The organism is Weizmannia sp. WK01 (assembly GCF_025905465.1).
GTDB lineage: Bacteria > Bacillota > Bacilli > Bacillales > Bacillaceae_C > Weizmannia > Weizmannia faecalis.
Genome location: NZ_CP109616.1, coordinates 1,547,825 through 1,568,443, shown reverse-complemented (window position 1 = coordinate 1,568,443; position 20,619 = coordinate 1,547,825). Strand labels below are relative to the sequence as shown.

Genomic DNA, 20,619 nt, shown 5'->3' with positions numbered 1-20,619 from the left:
TATTTTAATATTGGAAATAGTCCGGCACAAAAAAAGAAGATGCCTGCACATCTTCTGCCATGTAACCATTGCTTTTTATCTTAAAGAATAGAAGTTTTTTCTGCTTCATCCAATTGAAAATCGATGACCTGCTTGCGGAAAAATTTCGTTTGGATCGCCATATAAATAAATCCGATGCCTGACCAGATAATGCCGAAAATGAGGGCGTCTTTTTGCAAGTTGGACCATAAAACGCCCGTCAGCCCTGCCCCGGCTAAAGGCATCACCAGGTAGGAAAACACATCTTTTGCCGTTTTATAGCGCTTTTTCCGGAAGACAAAGAAGGCAATAACAGATAAATTGACGAATGTAAAAGCAATCAGGGCGCCAAAGTTGATAAACGAGGAAATGAGTTCCAGGCTGGGCGTGATCGCAAGCAGCGACACCAGGCCGACAAGGATTACATTCCATGCGGGGGTCCGGAATTTCGGATGCACGTACCCGAACCATCGCTTCGGCAGGACGCCGTTTCTCCCCATCACATATAACAGCCGCGAAACACTGGCATGGGAAGCAAGGCCGGACGCAACCGTGGCGGCAAATGCACCGGAAATAAACAATAATTTAAACAGCGTTCCGCCCACATACAATCCGATTTCGGGCAATGTGTCATCCGTGTTTTTAAAATGGGAAACGTCCGGAAACAAGGCTTGCGCGAAATAACTGGCGATAAAGAAGACCGCACCGCCGATAAAAACCGTTAGCATGATCGCTCTCGGCATGATTTTGGGATCTTTCGCTTCCTCCGCATACATCGTTACCGCATCAAAGCCGATAAACGAGAAGCATACGACTGTCGCTCCGGTCAGGACCGCGCTCAAACGGACATTGGAGTGGTAAAGCGGATCGAAAGTGAAAACCGTACCTTTTCCCATTCCGTGCGAAAATTGTACAACGGCCAGCACAAGAAAAGCACCGATTAGCACGAGTTCAAAAACGACAAGAATGGTGTTCATATTGGACGTTTTCCCCATGCTCCATACATTGATGCCCGTCACGGCGGCTACATACGTCACCACCCAGATCCAGGCGGGCACGTTTGGAAAGACGGATACCATATAAATCCGGATAATTAAAGCATTCACCATGGGCAACAGCAAATAGTCGAGCAACGCCGCCCACCCGACAAGGAAACCGAGATGGGGGTTCATCGTTTCCCTTGTATACGTGTAGGCAGATCCGGCGTTCGGGAAAACTTTTACCATCTTCCCGTAACTGATGGCGGTAAACAGCATGACAATCAACGCAGTGATATAGGCAAGCGGCACCACCCCGTTGGTTTCCTTTGATACGATGCCAAAAGTATCAAACACAATGGTAGGCGTCATATACCCTAATCCAAGTCCGACGATGGCCCATAAACCGAGTGAACGCTTTAATGTCGCATTCTCCAATTTTATCATCCTCCCTCTCTCTTCCACGAATCAAAGATGTTTGCTTTTTGGTACGCTAATAAGGCTGCTCCGCTTCCATCCATGTGAAGGCCTATTATTCTACATCTTTGCAATTTTCATACCAATTATTAGAAAAACAAGAGGAGGATTTGAAAAACTCAGAATTCAGGAAAAGCAGTCGCGGGAGTTCGGAGGGGTAGGGGGAAAAACGGAAAGTTTCTTATGCAATATTGCATAGTTTCACCTGTTTTGCATACCATTGGAAGGCAAATTGACGAAAGCCGGGGATGCAAAAACGGCGGGAACGTATTTTTGTATCCCGCCGTTTTGAGGTAAATTTTCATTCACTTGGAGCCTGTCCAGGAAAGTTTGAAAAGCGTGCCGTACTCACCGGCATTTTGCGTATCCGCATCAAATCATAAGGTTTTACAGGATGGTCGACGATTGTTTTCACGGTCATCATCGCATTCGGGGCACGTTCAATGCACTTGCCGTCTTCATCCCAAAGCTTGCGGATGGTTTGGGTGAAACGGGCAAATCCCGGCCCGTAAAACTCCACTTCTTCCCCTGTCGTAAAATGGTTGCGCTGTTCAAGCGTGGCGATTTTTGTAGCCGGATCGTAATCCAAAACACGGGCAGCGAAAGTATATTTCGGAATTTTGCGGGGGCGCCCGAACAGTTGCTGGTGGGCATCCGGTTCCCCAAAGTAAAAACCGGTGGCCAGTTCCCGTTGTGCCACTTTCCAAATTTCTTCCTCCCACGCCGGGTCAAAAACAAAATGGTCCGGATCTTCACAATAGGCATCGACAATCGCCCGGTACACATTCGCCACAGTCGAAACATAGTGGATCGACTTCATTCTGCCTTCAATTTTAAAACTTCCCACACCCGCTTCAATCAATTCCGGCACGTGATGGATCATCGTAAGGTCCACCGCACTCATGGAAAACGGCTCGCCGCCAGCTGTTAAGATGTCGGCTCCTTCATTTTCAAACAAGTCATATTTCCAACGGCATGACTGGGCGCATCCGCCGCGGTTTGCATCGCGGTTCGCCATATGATTGGACAGTACGCAACGCCCGGAATACGAAATGCACATCGCCCCCTGTACAAACGCCTCTATTTCCATACCGGTATTTTTCCGGATTTCGCGGATTTCTTCAAGGCTGACTTCGCGGGCCAGGACCACCCTTTCGACCCCTTCCTGCTCCCAGAACTGAAGCGCTTTGTAATTTGTTGCAGAAGCCTGGGTCGACAAATGGACGGCAAGGCCGGGCGCCTCTTCCATACAAATGGTGATAAAACCCGGGTCGGAGATGATGACAGCGTCAATCCCGATCTCCTTTAATGTGCGGAAAAAATCCCCTGCCCCTTCATCATCGCCTTCATGGCCGACCATATTTGCAGCTACATACACTTTTGCGCCGCGGGCATGCGCAAAGCGGACCCCTTCCTTCATTTCGTCATACGTAAAATTGCCGGCTCTTGAACGCAAGCCGTAAGCCTGTCCGCCAATATATACGGCATCCGCGCCATAGCGGACGGCGATTTCCAGTTTTTCAAGATTTCCGGCCGGCGCAAGCACTTCCGGTTTTTTGATGATGTTTCGCATATTCTCCCTCCTACTGTACTTCATCCGGCTGCCGCAGGAAAAACCCCGTGCCAAGCTTCCGCGTTTCCGGCTGCAATTGCAAAAGCTCAGCTGAAAAACGCGCCGCATCAAAAGTGCCGGACAGCACCGCTTCTTTTGCCCGGACATAAAGGGCGGCAATATCCGTAAAGGTTTCCCCTTCGGCCAAAATGCCGTCGAGTTTCCACGTATCCAGCCCCGCCCTGTGCAGATCCGGCAAATACCGAATGAGCGCAATGTCTTCTGCGGAAAAAATATGGGTGCCATTTTCATCCTCAAAAAGCGGATACTGATTTTCCCTGTCTTTTTTCTCGCTGATGCTGAGCCTGTCACGGACAGTTGTGCCGGCATTAAGATGCGCAAATTGGGTGTAATTCGAAAGCAAGCGGCGCTTCGAGTGGTGGATGCATGTCGGGCCGTATACTTGTACCTCGACGGGTTGCTTGATTTGCGCCTGTATCTCTTTTAATTCAATAAAAGTACATTCGCGCGCCGCCACGGCCCCTATTGCCCCGCGTTTGAGCCAGAACTTTATCTGGTTTGCCGATGTGACAAGCGTCTGTGCATCGTAAATATAAGGCAGATTCAGTTTCATTTCTTTTAAGAGCTGTATCACGCCCGGATCCCCGGCAGTAATCGCATCCACTCCCGCTTTTTCAAGTGATAACAAATATTCCGGAAGCGCCTCTATATGGCCGTTATGCATCAATCCGTTAACGGCTGTATACACTTTTCTATTCTGCCGGTGTGCAAACTTTGTAATGTCGCCTATGTCTTCAAGCGTGATATGGCCGGGCATGCGCAAGCCGAAACGGTTCCCCCCGATATAGAGGGTATCCACTCCGGCCGCAATCAGCGCTTCAGCCTGCCTGGACGATTCAGCAGTAGCAATGATATGGATCAACTTCCACCCCTCCTTCAGCCACTTTTCAGGCTGCAGTAAAAAAGGCGCAAAGATAAAGCGCGCCACGATTTTACTTTATCACGTGGACGGGTTCTTTTTGCTGATAAAGTATGACAGTTTCCGCAAACCTTTTTTCCATACAAAAAAAAGCTGTCTGCTTCTGCAAACAGCGTTTCTTTTCAATCTATATCAGCGGGGTTCAATGATGAGTTTAATAGCGGTTCTTTCTTCTCCTTCAATCTGAATATCCGTGAAAGCCGGGATGCAAATTAAATCCACACCGCTCGGGGCCACAAACCCTCTTGCGATGGCAACGGCTTTTACAGCCTGATTAATGGCGCCCGCCCCGATCGCCTGGATTTCCGCCCCCCCTCTTTCACGAAGAACACCGGCAAGTGCACCAGCTACAGAATTAGGATTAGATTTTGCTGAAACTTTTAATATTTCCATTCCTTCTCCTCCTTGTCTCCTTCCGTTAACCGAATGTCCGTTCAGAGTGACGATTCATGTTCGAACGTGAAGTATCTCTTGCCCGTTTCCAGCCCGGCCTTTTCCCGGCTTCGCTGGAAACGGGGCGGCTGTCCGAAACAATCCGGCAGCCGCCCCGCATATAGGCTACTGATTTTCCTGCTTGTCGTGCGGGCTTTCGTGAACGTCTCTTGCTCAAAAAAACTCCGGGGAGCTGCCCCCCGCACAGCGGGAAAAATCATTTCACTGCTACTATATTCCTTTGTTCTGCGAGTTATGCCATCCTTCATAAGCACCGGTACATAAAAAGAGGCGCTGTCCTGCCCGGCACCCATCCGGAAAAAGAAAAAACCCGTTTATTCAGAGATAAACGGGTGGTCTTCATTAATTAAAATGTTCTGGATCGTTGCGGCTTTGCCTGTTTTTTTATCAAGGCTGATGATGCATCCGCTTAATATTTTCCTTCCCGATTTCGGCACTTCAAAACGGACAGGAAGCGAAGTCAGGAATTTTTTCATTACCGCTTCTTTGTCCATGCCGAGAATGGCATCGTACGGCCCGGTCATGCCGGCATCGGTCAGATAGGCTGTACCGTTTGGCAAAATTCTTGCATCCGCGGTTTGCACATGCGTATGCGTCCCGATCACGGCAGACACTTTGCCGTCGAGAAACCAGCCCATCGCCTGCTTTTCGCTTGTCGTTTCGGCATGAAAATCAACAAAGATAAAATGAGTTCTTTTTCTTGCCAGTGCCACCATCTCTTCTGCTTTCCGGAACGGGTCATCGAGCGCGTTCATAAACGTTCTGCCCTGCAGGTTGATGACTGCAAACTCCGTTCCTTCCGCTTTGATCAACGCCATCCCTTTTCCCGGGGTCCCGTCCGGAAAATTGGCCGGGCGCACCATCCATTTTGCATCCTCAATAAAGTCGAAAATCTCTTTGTTGTCCCATGCATGGTTTCCGAGCGTGATGATATCCGCACCTGCATCCAGCAGGCCGCGGTAAATATTTTTGGTAATCCCACGCCCGCCGGCTGCATTTTCCCCGTTTACGATGGTCAAATGCGGCCTGTATTTCGCCTTTAACTTCGGCAAATATTCATTCACCATCTCACGCCCTAATGACCCTACAACATCCCCTATAAATAAAATCTTCATGCAATAAATCCTTTCTATGCTTTGTAAAACAATCTTTATTTTCTTTTCAAAACGTTAAAGAAAATAAGCGGTGAACACGTCACCGCTTATTTTGCATATTCAACAGCCCGCGTTTCCCGAATAACCGTTACTTTAATATGGCCCGGATAATCCAGCTCATTTTCAATTTTTTTGCGGATATCACGTGCCAGGCGATGAGCTTCCAGGTCGTCGATCTGTTCCGGTTTCACCATAATGCGTACTTCTCTCCCCGCCTGGATCGCGAACGATTTTTCAACACCGTCATACGATTCGGCGATTTCCTCCAGCTTTTCAAGCCGTCTGATGTAATGCTCAAGCGTTTCGCTGCGCGCCCCAGGCCGTGCAGCGGATAAAGCATCAGCGGCAGCGACAAGCACCGCGATAACAGAGGTCGGTTCCGTATCGCCATGGTGAGAAGCAATACTGTTAATGACCACCGGATGTTCTTTGTATTTGGTTGCGAGTTCGACGCCAATTTGCACATGGCTTCCTTCTACTTCATGGTCTACCGCTTTTCCGATATCATGAAGCAGACCGGCACGGCGGGCAAGGATTTCATCTTCCCCGAGTTCGGCAGCCAGCAATCCGGAAAGGAATGCGACTTCTATCGAGTGCTTGAGGACATTTTGCCCGTAGCTCGTGCGGAATTTTAACCGGCCAAGAATTTTGATTAAGTCCGGATGGAGGCCATGGACACCAACTTCAAAAGTGGTTTGTTCCCCCACTTCGCGTATATGTTCATCCACTTCCCGCCTTGCTTTTTCAACCATTTCTTCAATGCGGGCCGGATGGATGCGGCCGTCTTGAACCAGTTTTTCCAGTGCAATGCGTGCCGTTTCCCGGCGCACTGGATCGAATCCCGAAAGAATCACCGCTTCCGGCGTATCATCGATGATCAGGTCAATCCCGGTCAGCGTTTCAAGTGTCCGGATATTGCGGCCTTCCCTTCCGATGATGCGGCCTTTCATTTCATCATTCGGCAGGTTGACAACCGATACCGTTGTTTCAGCAACATGCTCGGCTGCACACCGCTGAATGGCCAGCGAAAGAATGCTTTTCGCCTTTTTATCGGCTTCTTCTTTTGCCCTTGTTTCCGCTTCCTTTACCTTAACGGCAATGTCATGGGAAAGCTCGTTTTCCAGTTTTTCAATAATGATGGCTTTCGCCTGTTCGCGATTGAGGCCCGAGATTCTTTCCAGCTCAGACTCCTGCTCGTTAACCATCTCCTCCAATTTGCTTTCCATCTCTTCAATATGTTGTTGTCTCAGGTTTAAAGAATCCTCTTTCTTTTCAAGCATCGATTCACGCTTATCGAGCGATTCATCTTTGCGATCGAGGTTCTCTTCCTTTTGCAATAAGCGGTTTTCCTGTCTTTGCAATTCATTTCTTCGTTCACGCAATTCCCGTTCCATATCCGTACGAAGTTTATGATTTTCATCCTTCGCTTCAAGCAGGGCTTCTTTTTTCAGGCGATCAGCTTCGCGTTTTGCTTCATCAACGATCTGATCTGCCGCATTTTTCGCCCCTGCAATTTTCGCTTCATAAATTGATCTCCGGATGAAATAGCCAACAACTACACCGACGATAAGGACAAGCAAAAGGGAGATGATCCATATGAGAGACTCCATCAATCTCACCTCCTCTTGCTATGAACTTCTTCTACGTTAAAAATGTCGGCTGTTACATTAATCCTTAGGTTTACAGTATACAGCGCCTGGCTTAAAAAGTAAAACGTTGATCCCGGGGCAAGCCCCTCCGGTGTATATGCATGAAAACCCAATCATGCGTTTCGTCCCGGTCCGGCTGAAGACAAGGATGGTTCCATCAGCCGCATGCGGAAAAGCCGCCGGATGAAAAAACCGGCCCCCCTTCCGGAAACTTCCGGGAGGATTTGCTTTCCGTACAGGAGAAAGTCATTTTTAGAAAAATAAAATATACATATTAATTTTAAAGGTGGGAATTTTTATTGTCAAGTGAAGCGGAAAGATTGCCATTGTAAATTTGTGTTGATTCCTCTCCGCCATGCAGATTTTGTGGCGCAAAAAAGTGCGGTAAATGGACGGCAAAAAGCGCCTGGATGCGGTCAGCATTTCAGGCGCTTATACACCGGTTACTCCAAATTTAATTCTTCCTGTCCTTCCACAGCTTCTTGTTCATCTATAGCTTTCTCGGTTTCATGGGAACCGGCATCTTCTGTCAGGTCGTAATGTTCCCGGATTTTTGCGGCAATCTCGTTTTTCAGATCCGCATTTTCCTTTAAAAATTGCTTCGCATTTTCACGCCCCTGGCCGAGCCGCTCGCCGTTATAAGCATACCAGGCCCCGCTTTTTTGGATGATGTCAAGGTCGCTTCCCATATCGACGATCTCGCCTTCTTTTGAGATCCCCTCGCCGTACATAATATCCACTTCTGCCGTTTTAAACGGAGGCGCTACTTTGTTTTTGACAACCTTGATTTTCGTTTTGTTGCCGACAATGTCGCTCCCTTGTTTGATCTGTTCGGCACGGCGCACTTCAAGGCGCACGGATGAGTAGAATTTGAGCGCACGGCCGCCCGGTGTGACTTCAGGATTACCGAACATTACGCCGACTTTTTCCCGGATTTGGTTAATGAAAATCGCAATCGTGTTCGATTTGTTGATTGCACCCGATAATTTCCGCAGCGCCTGGGACATCAGCCGTGCCTGGAGGCCGACGTGGGAATCGCCCATTTCCCCTTCAATTTCCGCTCTCGGCACAAGCGCAGCAACGGAGTCAACGACCACAATATCCACTGCGCCGCTGCGGACGAGCGCTTCCGCAATTTCCAGCGCCTGTTCGCCCGTATCCGGCTGGGACAGGAGCAGCTCATCAATATTGACACCGAGCTTTTGGGCATAAACCGGGTCAAGTGCATGTTCCGCATCAATAAACGCCGCTTGTCCACCCTGTGCCTGGACTTCCGCAATCGCATGCAGGGCAACCGTTGTTTTACCAGAACTTTCAGGGCCGTATATTTCAATGACGCGGCCGCGCGGGTAACCGCCGACACCAAGGGCAATATCAAGCGCAAGCGAACCGGTCGGGATCGTGGAGACAACCCGGTCGGTCTGCTCGCCCAACCGCATAATGGAACCCTTACCAAATTGCTTTTCTATTTGTTTCAGAGCCTTGTCTAAGGCTTCTTGACGATCATTCACAAAATTTCCTCCTTTTATTCATTCCAAACTCTCGAAAGCAATGAATCTATATCTATACTATACCCGTTTTTTCTCTGTTTGCCAAGCAAAATCTCGAACGCTCATTCGTCTCTTTTTTGCAAAAATCCGGCAAAAAAATGGGGTTTTCCCCTTGTAAAAATGAAAATTCCCCCGGCAAAAAGAGCCGAAAATTGAATTTTTGGCAAACAAATTTTTTTATAAAAAGGCCGCTTCCGTCACTTGCCATGAGCAGAAGCGGCTTTCGACCTAAAGCAGTTTCAGCAAATGCCAGCAGCCGTATTTCACCGATCGCGTGCGGACGTTGTTGCGGGATCCGGGAAGTTCCAACAGATAAGTGGCAGTTTCTTTCCCTTTTATCGCAATGCCGATCCACACGGTTCCCGGCGGATGGCCTTCAAGGGAGTCCGGGCCAGCCACGCCTGTAAAACTGATGCCAATGTCGGCATCCATAATGCTACGGATATTTTCCGCCAGTTCTTTTGCACACTGGCTGCTGACGGCGCCGTACTTGTCAAGCGTTTCTTTTTTCACTTTGGCGAGCTTCATCTTCGCTTCGTTTGAATAGACGACAACGCCGCCTTTCAACATTGTGCTGACACCCTGGATGGACGCCATTTCCGCTGCAAATTTGCCGGCAGTCAGGCTTTCCGCGCAGGCAAGCGTCAGCTGTTTTTTCGAAAGCTTTTCGAGCAGGGCCTCCATTAATGTCATATCATTATAACCGTAAAAATACGATCCGGCAATTTGCATAATCTCTTTTTCCACTTGATCGATCATTTCGTTCGCCGTTTCCGCCGACTGGTGTTTCGCCGTAATCCTAAGTGTCACTTCCCCTTCTTTCGCAAGCGGAGCGACAGTCGGATTGGTTTGGCTATCCAATATATGGCGGATTTCTGTTTCCAGCTGGGATTCGCCGATCCCGAAGAAGCGGAGAACGCGCGATTCGATTTTTTCGATCGTTTCCAGTTCTTCCTGGATTGCGGGGCTGGCGTAATGGATAAACATCGGTTCCAGTTCATGCGGCGGGCCGGGCAGCAGCATATAATAATGGTTTCCGCTTTTGGCCAGCATGCCCGGCGCCATACCGTGGTCATTCGGAAACACTTTTGAACCTTCGATGACCAGTGCCTGCTTTTTGTTGTTTTCCGTCATTTTTCGTTTTGTACGGATAAAAAACTGTTCGATGGAGCGCATGGCATCTTCGTTTGTCACCAGTTTTTTTTCGATGTGCGATGCAATCGTTTCTTTTGTTAAATCATCCTTTGTCGGACCGAGCCCACCAGTAAAAATCAATAGATCGGCGCGGCCCTCCGCTGTCCGGATTGCCGCTTCGAGCCGCTCTGCGTTATCGCCGACAACGGTCTGGTAGTACACATCCACGCCGATCTCCGCCAATTGTGCGGCAATAAATGTGGCATTTGTATTGGTGATCTGGCCAAGCAAAAGTTCCGAACCGACTGCAATAATTTCGGCATTCACTTTCCATTCCTCCCTTTCTTTTAAAGCAAAAAAACGAACACATGACGGCGCAATCCAGGCCGCCAATCCACCCGAAGCAATGGCTGCCTTTTTCTCCCGTGCCGGATTAGCACAAGCCACTGGCGGGCAAAAAAGCAGTGAAAGGCTGCCTTTCACTGCATGGTTATTTCGAGCGGGCAAATACGCCCCGGTTTAAATAGAAATAATCAGCGCCTGACCAGATGGTAAAGATGAGCGCTACCCACAAAGCGATCAGATCCAAGCGAAAAGAGAGCGCCGAAAACGGAAAGTTATGCAACAGCAATAAAAGGATGGCAATGATTTGCGTCCATGTTTTGATTTTCCCAAGCATATTGGCTGCTGCTACTTCCCCGCCCTCTGCTAAAATCAGTCGCAAGCCTGTCACGGCAAACTCGCGGGCAATGATTACGACAACAATCCATGCCGGCGCCAGCTTGAGCCCAACGAGCAAAATAAACGCCGTTGAAACAAGCAGTTTGTCCGCAAGCGGATCGAGAAATTTCCCGAAGTTGGTAACGAGATTGTATTTGCGGGCATAGTGGCCGTCGATCCAGTCTGTCATAGAGGCAATGGCAAAAATCACCGCACCGACAAAATGGGTGACCGGAATTTTGGCTCCCAGCCATTCAAAGGTGCCCCAATCGAACGGCACCGCCATGATGAGTAAAAAAACAGGGATTAAACATACACGTGATACAGTAATTTTATTCGGCAAATTCACTGGCTTTTCCTCCAACTGTCTATATATTTTCCAAAGAAAAAGCCTTAAAACAAGGCTTATTTCGTTTGTGACCCGTTAAACTGGACGATCATATCCTGGCGTACTTCTTTGGATGCCGGAATATTGTATTTTAGTTTTTTGCCATTGATATACACTTCCGTATTGACGGTGTTTCCGACCGTGATCGTGACTTGTTTTTGTTTTGACAGATCCGCTGTCCGGCTGTCCCCGTCATTCAGCAATTGTTGAAAGTTCGTTGAACCGTCGCTGTTTTTCACCTGTACCCATGACCGTCCGCCGTTTGCTTTCAGTTCAAGTTTGAACTGGTTGGTGCCGGCCAGTTTATAGGTGGTCGTGTACCCGCTTGAAGATACGGTTTCCAGTTTTTGGGTTGTTTTCTTCGTTTTCGCTTCCGGTTTTTTTGGCGCTTTCGCCGCATTTTTTTCGGAAGAGCTGCCGGTGTTTTTGCCGGATGACACCTTTTCAGCCGATTTGACGTTATCTTTTTGTACGCTCACATTGCCGGAAGTCCCGCTGTTTAATTTTTCCTTTGTGTTGTGGCCGGCAAGCTTATATACAACAAACCAAAGCAAAAATAAAATCGCGATGATGGCGGCGACCACAAGGATCCTTGGCAGCACGTTCATCATCTTGAAGGTATCCGGTGCGGCCCTTTTGGAGGACGTCTGCACCCGCGAAAGTTGCTCGGGAAATTCTTCCTGTTCCGTACGGGGGATGTCACTCTGGTACTCTTCAAATAAAGTTTCCGGATCAAGCCCGACTGCCTCGGCATACTGCTTAATAAATGCCCGGACGTAAAATTTTCCAGGCATTGAATCATAATTTCCTTCTTCAATGTTTTTTAAATATCTTTTTTGGATCTTGGTCATCTCCTGCAAATCATCCAGGCTGATGCCCTTTTCTTTCCTTGCTTCTTTTAAACGATTCCCTAATTCCGTCATGGTAACACCTGCCAATCTAGTAATCAAATCCTCCAAATTCGCCTTGAAACATCCGGTTTTGCTGGAGCAAGTCGTATGTAATTTCTTGTGACGGGTCTTCTCTCAACTCAATAATGTAGTCAAAGTCATCGAGCGTGTATTCCGAACGCTGCACGAAAATATCCGGGTGTTCCACCACTTTAACAGCCGGGAGCCGCATGATTTCACGGATCAGCTGCCAGTGCCGTTCGTTTCCCCTCTCGGCGGATACGACACCATCCAGGATAAAAATATTGTTTGCATTGTATTCATCCTCAATCAAGCTGCTTCTCACCGTCTGCTTGATCATCGTGGAGGAGAGAAAAATCCACTTTTTATTGGCGCACACGCTTGCAGCCACAATCGATTCTGTTTTTCCGACGCGCGGCATCCCGCGAATGCCAATCAGCTTATGGCCTTCCTGTTTAAAATGCTCGGCCATAAAATCGACCAGAATCCCGAGATCATCGCGCACAAAACGGAATGTTTTCCGGTCGTCATGATCGCGCTGAATATACCTTCCGTGCCGGACTGCAAGCCTGTCTCTGAGCTTGGATTCCCTGATTTTCGTTACTTTTATCGTTTCCACTGTTCGCAATATCGATTCGAGCCGGCCGATCTGTTCTTCATTTTTGACAAACAGCAGCAGGCCTCGTTTTTTATGGTCAACGCCGTTAATGCTTCTGATATTGATCGCTAACATGCCCAAGAGAGAGGAAATATCACCCAACAGCCCCGGCCGGTTGATCGTGATTTCATATTCCAAGTACCACTCTTTCCTGTCATCCACCCATAACCCCTCCCGAAATCCGGATCCAAACGAACATATCTAGGTTATATGATATATGATTTTACATCAATAAGGAAGCGAAAGCTCTAAAAATCGTGAATTTTGTCGTGACATGAAAAAACCGGCGGCATCAGCCAAACAACCGGCTTTTCTTGTAAAAAAGCAGCCAATTGTTATCATGATGCGCCGGTATTTCTTTATGACTGGGTACCGTTATTTTGAACGAGTTTTACCATTACATTGGCAATGGCTTGCTGTTCTTCCTGCGATGCCACTGACCATAAGTCAGCAAGAACGCGTTCCTGTTCATTTTTCGGATCTACTTGTGCGGCCAAATAATCGCCGACCTGCTCAGCAAGTTTGTTAATCGTTTCCTGGGGCATCCCCTGTTGCTTTGCCTGGTTGAGGCGGTCCCCCAAAAAGTTTTTCCATTGGTCCCAGTTTTCGAATACGTTCATGTCACAGCCTCCTTTCAAGTTGTTCAACCTTAGTTTGTGACCCGGCGTGGAAGGCTATGCATGGAAAATGGAACCCGTGCTTCTTTCAAGGCACCAGCCGGGCAAAACGGTGTGCTGTTGCCCTTTTTTGGTTAATCCGCGAAAAAACAAAGAGGATTCCTTTGCAACTTTCTCCAGGCGGGACTACATATACCAGCCCCCATTGACGCCAATCGTCTGGCCGGTGATGTAATTGCTTTTTTCCGAGAGCAGGAAAGAAACCGCGCCGGCAATTTCTTCCGGTTTGGCAAGCCGGCCGAGCGGGATGTCCGCTTCGAGATCCGAAATTTCTTCCGGCGCAAACCTTGAAAGCATATTGGTGCCAACCGCCCCGGGCGCGACCGCATTCACCCGTACGCCGCTTCTTGCCGTTTCTTTGGCGAGCGCTTTTACAAATGCGATCTGTGCGCCTTTCATCGCCGAATATACGGCTTCGCACGCCGCGCCTGCCTGTCCCCAGATTGAACTGACAAGCACAATGTGTGAAACCGCATTTTGCCGCAATTTGGGCAACAGCTGCCTGATGATCAGAAGCGGCGCCTTCACATGAATCCGGTAAAGCTTGTCAATGGCTGCCTCATCGATATCCGAAAGCAGCCCGTAGTGGGAAATGCCGGCCGCATGGATGATCGCATCGAGATGAAAAACATTTTCTGCAATCGTTTTTACGGTGCCGTCCGTTGCAAGATCGGCGCGGATCGGGATCGCTTCCGCCCCGAAATGCCGGCAAATGGAAAGCAGTTCTTTGATGGCCGCTTCATTTTGATGGTAATGCAAATACAAATTCCATCCTTCTTTTGCCAGCATTTCAGCTGTTGCCTTCCCGATGCCGCCACTCGCACCCGTAATCAACGCAAACTTTTTCAATTTTCTCCCCCACTTAAAAACCCGGGAGAGTCCCGGGTTATTTCGGTAAAACTTGGCAAACGGTAAACCGTTCTTCTTCAAAAAAAGCTTCCGCCGTTTCCAGCACATCACTGAACCGGATTTGTTCAAGCGCAGGGACGACGTCAAATAAATTCATATCATTAAACGCATATCTTGTAAACTGGTTGGCGATAAATTCAGGTGAATTCAGCTGGCGCAGGAATCCCCCAATTTTTTTCTTTTTCGTCCGTTCAAGCGCTTCTTCCGCCAAACCTTTTCCTTCTTTTGCCGCAATCATCACCTCTTTCAGCCGTTTTGCCAAAAGGTCCGGATCTTTCGTATCCCCTCCGGCCATCGCAAATCCAAATCCCTGCTCCTGGGAATAGTCAAAAGAAAAACTGGTGTCGATCAGGCCGTCATTGTACAACGCATTGTACGCATCTGAACTGCGCCCGAACAGCATGTCAAGGAGAAGATTGACCACAAGTTCGTTCTTTTGCATTTCAGCGCCGCGCTGGCTCGTATGAAGCGCCTTAACGCCAACAAGGCATTTTGGAATCTGCACATTCATATGCAATTTCTGCTCTTTTTCGGCCGCCTGTGCTGGTTCTTCCGGAAAACGCCTTTTAATCTCCGGTGCTTTTTCGTACTTTTTCTTCGCCTGGTTTTCTCTCATAAAAGAAAGAACCTCATCCGGCGATACATTTCCGACGGCAAACAGCAGCATATTGCTCGGATGATAAAATGTATGGTAACACTCGTACAATTGCTCCGCGGTGATTTTTGCGATCGAGTCAACCGTGCCGGCAATGTCAATTTTTACCGGGTGGTTTGCATATAAATTTTCAATCAGGCCGTAATACAGCCGCCAGTCCGGGTTGTCATTGTACATCATGATTTCCTGGCCGATAATTCCCTTTTCTTTTTCAACCGTCTGTGCGGTAAAATACGGCGTTTGCACCATATCGACCAGCGTTTCCAGGTTTTTCATCACCTGATCGGTGCTTGAAAACAGATAGGCCGTCCGGTTAAAACTTGTAAAAGCATTGGCGGATGCGCCCTGCCGGCTGAATTGCTGAAACACATCCCCGTCTTCTTTTTCAAACATTTTATGTTCGAGAAAATGGGCAATGCCGTCCGGGACCCGCACAAAATCGCTTTTTCCAAGCGGGACAAACGTGTTGTCAACAGAACCGTATTTTGTCGTAAACGTGACAAATGTTTTGTTAAACCCGCGCTTCGGGAGCACATAGACTTTTAATCCGTTATCAAGTGTTTCACCGTAAAGCGTTTCGCCAAGCTGGCTGAATTGTTGGGTTTCCATTTATTTCCCCTCCATTCCGGACAAGAAGTAGATCGTATCGGGTTCAATTTTTGCCGCCACTTTCACAATCTCCCCTTTTCCGACTGCCTTGATTTCCCTTATCCAGTCTTCCACGCCGGTCTTGGTGCCGGCAATGACGTTATGGTACAAAATTTCAACGAGGCCGCGGGATGTATCCGTTGACTCAAGCAGCTGGTTGCGGATAACGGCTTTCGTTTGCCCGATTTCCTGCTCACTGAAATCGCCGTTTTTCATTGCTTCCAGCTGTTTTTCAATAATGGAGACGGCCTTGTCAAAATTCGCGGATTCGATGCCGCTCATCACCATCATGAGCCCTTTATGGCTCTCGATCTGGCTCGCGACATAATAGCAAAGGCTTTCTTTCTCCCGTACATTCAGGAAAAGCTTGGAGTGGGAAAAACCGCCGAAAATGCCGTTAAACATCTGGAGCGGAAAATAATCGCTGTCTCCGAACGTAATATTGGTGCGGTAGCCGATATTCAGCTTGCCCTGGCGGATATCCTGCGATTCTTTGATTTTTTTGACGCTGGAGACCTTTTGAAGCGTTCTTGCGGCAGCGCGTGTCGGCTCGCGGTCCGGAAAACGCAGGCATTCGCAAATGGCCGCAAGCCGGTCTTCATCGACATCACCTGTCACAAATAAGTCCAGTTCATCTTCCCGGATGGCTTTTTGATAATATTGATAAAGATCGGCAGGCGTGATGGCGTCCACATCATCAAGAACACCGTTTACCTGCAGTGCGTACGGCTCTCCTTTGCACATTTCTTCAATCAGCCGCATGCTTGCATACCGCATTTTATCATCGTATACAGACTGGATCCGCTGTTTCAGCACCCGTTTTTCCTTTTCCACCGTTTGGCTGTCAAACTGCCCGCCGTCTGCATGCGGGTTCAGCAAAACTTCCGCCAAAAATTCAACCCCCCGTTGGAGCAGCGGTTCTGCATCCTGCAAAAACTTTTCGTTCGCAATTTCAATCGTAAAGGTTAGAATATGGTATTCCCCTTTTTTGGCCGTATCGACATAAAAATGAGCGCCGTACAAATCATCGAGATACGCCCTTAATTTTGCGGTCGTATTCAAACGCTTCGTGCTGCTTTGAAGCACATTCGGGAGCAGGGCCCGCAGCGTAACCGTGTCTTTTTCAAGCGGTGCTTTCATTTTCCATACAAGCGTATTCGTTTTGTATTTGTCCGTTTTGATGGTATGTAGTGTGTACCCTTTCATTTTGCGAACCGTCTCTTTTGAAATGGCCATATGGATCCTCCTTTTTCAACGAGCTTCGTGCAATAGTAAAAGTATGCCTGACTAGGGGGTTGTTTAACCTGTAAATGCATTAATTTTACTATACAAGGGAGACAGGTGTCCCGGCAAGTTTTACGGCACATAAAGAAACCGGCACCAGGCGGGAAAAGCAGCCTGATGCCGGATGGAATAACCTAGCGTTCACCCTTGATATAAGGGACGCCGTCTGCTTTCGGGGCTTCCGCACGCCCGATGAATCCGGCGAGTGCCAGAATGGTCAGGACATACGGCGCAATGAGCAAATAAACGCTCGGGATTTCTTTCAAATACGGAATGCTGTTGCCAACGATGCTGAGGCTCTGTGCAAATCCGAAAAATAAAGCGGCCCCCATCGCGCCGAGCGGATTCCATTTGCCGAAAATCATCGCAGCCAGCGCCATATACCCTTGCCCTGAAATCGTCGAAGAACTGAAATTCAGGGTGATCGACTGTGCGTACACGGCCCCGCCGATTCCGCCGAATACACCGGATAAAAAGACGGCAAAGTAGCGCATTTTTACAACATTGATGCCCATCGTATCGGCCGCCATCGGATGTTCCCCGACCGAACGGAGGCGTAGGCCGAACGGCGTTTTGTAAAGGATAAACCAGACGAGAATCGCAATCAGGATGGCAATGTAAGAAGGGTATGTAATCCCCTGGAAAAACAGTTTGCCGATCCCGGGAATATGGCTGAGGCCGGGAACATCCACCTGCTGGAAATATTCGCTGATCGTATTGGTCTGGCCTTTCCCGTAAATGTTTTTGATGAGAAACATCGCGACGCCGAGCGCAAGGAAGTTAATCGCAACGCCGCTGACTGTCTGGTCGGCGCGGAAAGAAATGGATGCAGCCGCATGGATCAAGGCAAATAATCCGCCGACAAGCATCGCCACCAGCACCGCGATCCACGGCGTCCAGGCGCCCAGGGCATGAGAAAACGTTAAATTAAAGACAATCGATATAAAAGCCCCCATGATCATTAACCCTTCAAGGCCGATGTTCACCACGCCGGAACGTTCGGAGAAAACGCCCCCCAAAGCAGTAAAAATAAGCGGTGCTGCAGATAGTAAAGACGCCGAAATAATGATTTCCAAAGCGGTCATAAAATGCATTTTATTTCGCCTCCCTTTTCAAACGGGCCAGGGACCATTTGATGATATAGCCGGATGCGACAAAAAGAATAATCAAAGCAATGACAATGTTGACCAGCTCATTCGGCACGTTGGCATCGACCGGCATGTTCAGCGAGCCGACTTTTAAAGCGCCGAATAAAACAGCTGCGATTAAAACGCCGGGCGCTGTATTCCCGCCGAGCAGCGCCACTGCAATACCGTCAAACCCGATGCCGGAGAAGTTAGATTGCAAAAAGGCAAAGCCGTAATTCCCGAGCCCTTCCATTGCGCCGCCGAGCCCGGCAAAAGCACCGGAGATGACCATAGAAAGGATAATGCTGCGATTCACACTCATGCCAGCGTATTCGGATGCGCTCTGGTTAAACCCGACCGATTTCAGTTCAAAGCCGAGCGTGGTCTTTTCAATGATAAACCACATCACCACAACAGCAACCAAAGAAAGGTAAATGCCATTGTGCAAAGTGGAAAAGTCAGTAATCTTCTGAAAAAACGGAGACGAAAGCGATGCCGAATGATGAATATGCGGTGTCGTATCCTGCTGTTTTGAAAGCACATTCCGGATTAAATAGTTGGATGTGTGCAGCGCAATATAATTCATCATAATGGTCACAATCACTTCGTGCACCCTGAGCCGCGCTTTCAAAAGGCCGGGAATGAATCCCCAAAATGCCCCGGCGCAGCAGGCGGCAAGTATCGCGAGCGGCAAGTGGATCACTTTTGGCAGATCAAAAGCAACGCCGACCCAGACAGCCGCAATCCACCCGACGATCAGCTGGCCTTCAGCCCCGATATTAAACAGCCCGGTCCGGAACGCAAAGGCAATGGCAAGCCCCGCAAAAATATAAGGCGTTGCAAGCCGCAGCGTTTCGCCGACGTAAAAAGCCTGGCCGAAAGCGCCGTTCCAGAGTGCAATATATCCATCCACCGGGTTATAGCCGCTGACAAGCATAATCAATGCGCCTGCCAAAAGTCCGAGAATGACAGACACGACAGGGATCAGAAGGTTCAATGTTCGGTTAGACATTGGTTTGTTCACCTTCCCTTTCTTTTTTGGAACCGGCCATCAAGAGCCCGAGCTCCTGTTCTGTCGTCTGCTTCGGATCGACAATATCAATGATGGCTCCTTCGTAGATGACGGCAATCCGGTCACTTAAGTTCATAATTTCATCCAGTTCAAACGATACAAGCAGGACAGCCTTTCCGTGGTCTCGCTGTTCAATCAGCCGCCTGTGGATAAACTCAATTGCCCCGACATCAAGCCCGCGGGTCGGCTGTGCCGCAATCAAAAGGTCCGGATCGCGGTCCACTTCACGCCCGATGATCGCTTTCTGCTGGTTTCCCCCTGAGAGCGCCCGCGCTTTTGTAAATTCGCTTGGGGTACGGACATCGAATTCTGCAATAATCGATTTTGCCTTTTTATAAATTTCTTTGTAATTTAAGATACCGTTACGGGACATTGGGTTTTTGTAATACGTTTGCAGCACCATGTTTTCCCCGATCGTATAATCGAGTACAAGCCCGTATTTATGCCTGTCCTCGGGAATATGGGAGACGCCCGCTTCCGTTACTTTGCGCGGCCTTAAGTTCGTAATGTTTTTACCGTTCAGGCGGACCGTGCCGCTGTCTGCTTTTCTGAGCCCTGTAATCGCTTCAATCAGCTCTGACTGCCCGTTACCGTCCACACCGGCAATACCGACAATTTCGCCGGCCCTGACCGTTAAATCCAGCCCTCTGACCGCTTCCACCCCGCGTGAATCTTTCACATGCAATTGCTCGATTTCAAGCACATTTTGTCCCGGGCGGCCCTCCGTTTTTTCCGTCTTGAAAAGGACATCTCGCCCGACCATTAAATGGGCGAGCTCCTGCGGGTTTGTATCTTGGACATTGAGCGTCCCGATGCCCTTCCCTTTGCGGATGACGGTAACCCTGTCGCATACTTCCATAATTTCTTTCAATTTGTGGGTAATTAAAATGATGGATTTTCCTTCCTGGATCAGCGTCTTCATGATGCCGATCAGTTCATGGATCTCCTGTGGCGTAAGCACGGCCGTTGGTTCGTCAAAAATAAGGATTTCTGCGCCCCGGTACAGCGTTTTTAAAATTTCCACCCGCTGCTGCATACCGACGGAAATATCTGAAATTTTCGCTTGCGGATCCACATCCAGCCCGTAACGGTCGGAAATTTCCCGGACTTGCTGTTCCGCTTTTTTGATATCGATGGTAAAGGATTTTTTCGGTTCCTTGCCGAGGATAATATTTTCAGTCACCGTAAACTTATCAATGAGCATAAAATGCTGATGAACCATGCCGATGCCGAGATCATTTGCGACATTCGGATCGGTAATGTTCACTTTCTGGCCGTTTACACGGATTTCTCCCTTTTCCGGCTGATACAACCCGAAAAGTACATTCATTAACGTCGACTTTCCGGCGCCGTTTTCTCCAAGCAGCGCGTGGATTTCTCCTTTTTTTACCTGCAGGGTGATGTCATCGTTCGCAACAATTCCCGGAAATTCTTTGCGAATATGGAGCATTTCAATTACGTAGTCCACCCTTTATCACTCCTTAACATTGGGGTATAAAGAAAGCAATCGTCATGGCGTCTTTAGACAGCAGCTTCGGGGAATCCGCCCTGCCTTTTTGGCTGAAATTGTTTCATTTTTTAAACATTTTTAACACGGGACCGGCAA

Annotated in this window: 18 protein-coding genes; all 18 read right to left on the bottom strand. The window is 48.6% G+C overall.

Annotation, left to right across the window (positions count from 1 at the left end; genetic code table 11):
* Positions 1 to 80 precede the first annotated feature (80 nt).
* The 18 genes from OF158_RS07240 to OF158_RS07155 all read right to left on the bottom strand — a co-directional run bounded on the left by OF158_RS07240 (position 81) and on the right by OF158_RS07155 (position 20,481).
* Positions 81 to 1,442 carry an APC family permease gene (locus OF158_RS07240; RefSeq protein ID WP_172653414.1) on the bottom strand — a complete coding sequence of 454 codons (1,362 nt, stop codon included), beginning with the start codon at positions 1,440 to 1,442 and terminating at the stop codon, positions 81 to 83.
* A 331-nt stretch (positions 1,443 to 1,773) separates the two neighbouring features.
* The gene (locus OF158_RS07235) at positions 1,774 to 3,045 is read right to left on the bottom strand and encodes a peptidase U32 family protein (RefSeq protein ID WP_014098497.1); all 1,272 of its coding nucleotides are present in this window, start codon (positions 3,043 to 3,045) and stop codon (positions 1,774 to 1,776) included.
* Positions 3,046 to 3,055: 10 nt separating this feature from the next.
* Positions 3,056 to 3,967 (bottom strand): peptidase U32 family protein, encoded by a 912-nt coding sequence (locus OF158_RS07230; RefSeq protein ID WP_035185090.1) that lies wholly within the window; start codon positions 3,965 to 3,967, stop codon positions 3,056 to 3,058.
* Positions 3,968 to 4,156: 189 nt separating this feature from the next.
* Positions 4,157 to 4,417: a stage V sporulation protein SpoVS gene (spoVS, locus tag OF158_RS07225; protein ID WP_014098499.1), complete on the bottom strand. Its 261-nt coding sequence runs from the start codon at positions 4,415 to 4,417 to the stop codon at positions 4,157 to 4,159.
* Between the two features lie 374 nt (positions 4,418 to 4,791).
* The gene (locus tag OF158_RS07220; protein ID WP_014098500.1) at positions 4,792 to 5,592 is read right to left on the bottom strand and encodes a TIGR00282 family metallophosphoesterase; all 801 of its coding nucleotides are present in this window, start codon (positions 5,590 to 5,592) and stop codon (positions 4,792 to 4,794) included.
* Between the two features lie 86 nt (positions 5,593 to 5,678).
* Positions 5,679 to 7,241: a ribonuclease Y gene (rny, locus tag OF158_RS07215; protein WP_014098501.1), complete on the bottom strand. Its 1,563-nt coding sequence runs from the start codon at positions 7,239 to 7,241 to the stop codon at positions 5,679 to 5,681.
* Positions 7,242 to 7,723: 482 nt separating this feature from the next.
* Entirely contained in the window at positions 7,724 to 8,791 is a 1,068-nt protein-coding gene (gene recA / locus OF158_RS07210; RefSeq protein WP_014098502.1) for a recombinase RecA, read from the bottom strand.
* 267 nt (positions 8,792 to 9,058) lie between these two features.
* On the bottom strand, positions 9,059 to 10,291 hold the full coding sequence (locus OF158_RS07205) for a competence/damage-inducible protein A (protein WP_035185112.1): 1,233 nt from the start codon (positions 10,289 to 10,291) through the stop codon (positions 9,059 to 9,061).
* Positions 10,292 to 10,454: 163 nt separating this feature from the next.
* Positions 10,455 to 11,033: a CDP-diacylglycerol--glycerol-3-phosphate 3-phosphatidyltransferase gene (gene pgsA / locus OF158_RS07200; RefSeq protein ID WP_035185105.1), complete on the bottom strand. Its 579-nt coding sequence runs from the start codon at positions 11,031 to 11,033 to the stop codon at positions 10,455 to 10,457.
* Between the two features lie 56 nt (positions 11,034 to 11,089).
* Positions 11,090 to 11,995, bottom strand: a complete 906-nt coding sequence (locus tag OF158_RS07195) for a helix-turn-helix domain-containing protein (protein ID WP_035185115.1) — start codon at positions 11,993 to 11,995, stop codon at positions 11,090 to 11,092.
* 16 nt (positions 11,996 to 12,011) lie between these two features.
* The gene (locus OF158_RS07190) at positions 12,012 to 12,803 is read right to left on the bottom strand and encodes a DUF3388 domain-containing protein (RefSeq protein WP_014098506.1); all 792 of its coding nucleotides are present in this window, start codon (positions 12,801 to 12,803) and stop codon (positions 12,012 to 12,014) included.
* A gap of 197 nt (positions 12,804 to 13,000) precedes the next feature.
* The gene (locus OF158_RS07185) at positions 13,001 to 13,261 is read right to left on the bottom strand and encodes a DUF3243 domain-containing protein (protein ID WP_013859159.1); all 261 of its coding nucleotides are present in this window, start codon (positions 13,259 to 13,261) and stop codon (positions 13,001 to 13,003) included.
* Positions 13,262 to 13,444: 183 nt separating this feature from the next.
* The gene (locus OF158_RS07180) at positions 13,445 to 14,167 is read right to left on the bottom strand and encodes an elongation factor P 5-aminopentanone reductase (RefSeq protein WP_017551554.1); all 723 of its coding nucleotides are present in this window, start codon (positions 14,165 to 14,167) and stop codon (positions 13,445 to 13,447) included.
* A gap of 37 nt (positions 14,168 to 14,204) precedes the next feature.
* Positions 14,205 to 15,491: an EF-P 5-aminopentanol modification-associated protein YfmH gene (locus OF158_RS07175; protein ID WP_026683672.1), complete on the bottom strand. Its 1,287-nt coding sequence runs from the start codon at positions 15,489 to 15,491 to the stop codon at positions 14,205 to 14,207.
* Positions 15,492 to 16,766: an EF-P 5-aminopentanol modification-associated protein YfmF gene (locus OF158_RS07170; RefSeq protein ID WP_035185107.1), complete on the bottom strand. Its 1,275-nt coding sequence runs from the start codon at positions 16,764 to 16,766 to the stop codon at positions 15,492 to 15,494.
* 182 nt (positions 16,767 to 16,948) lie between these two features.
* Positions 16,949 to 17,908 carry an ABC transporter permease gene (locus OF158_RS07165; RefSeq protein WP_035185109.1) on the bottom strand — a complete coding sequence of 320 codons (960 nt, stop codon included), beginning with the start codon at positions 17,906 to 17,908 and terminating at the stop codon, positions 16,949 to 16,951.
* 1 nt (position 17,909) lies between these two features.
* Entirely contained in the window at positions 17,910 to 18,953 is a 1,044-nt protein-coding gene (locus OF158_RS07160) for an ABC transporter permease (RefSeq protein WP_014098511.1), read from the bottom strand.
* On the bottom strand, positions 18,946 to 20,481 hold the full coding sequence (locus OF158_RS07155) for an ABC transporter ATP-binding protein (protein ID WP_014098512.1): 1,536 nt from the start codon (positions 20,479 to 20,481) through the stop codon (positions 18,946 to 18,948). The genes OF158_RS07160 and OF158_RS07155 overlap by 8 nt, the downstream gene beginning before the upstream one ends.
* Positions 20,482 to 20,619 lie beyond the last annotated feature (138 nt).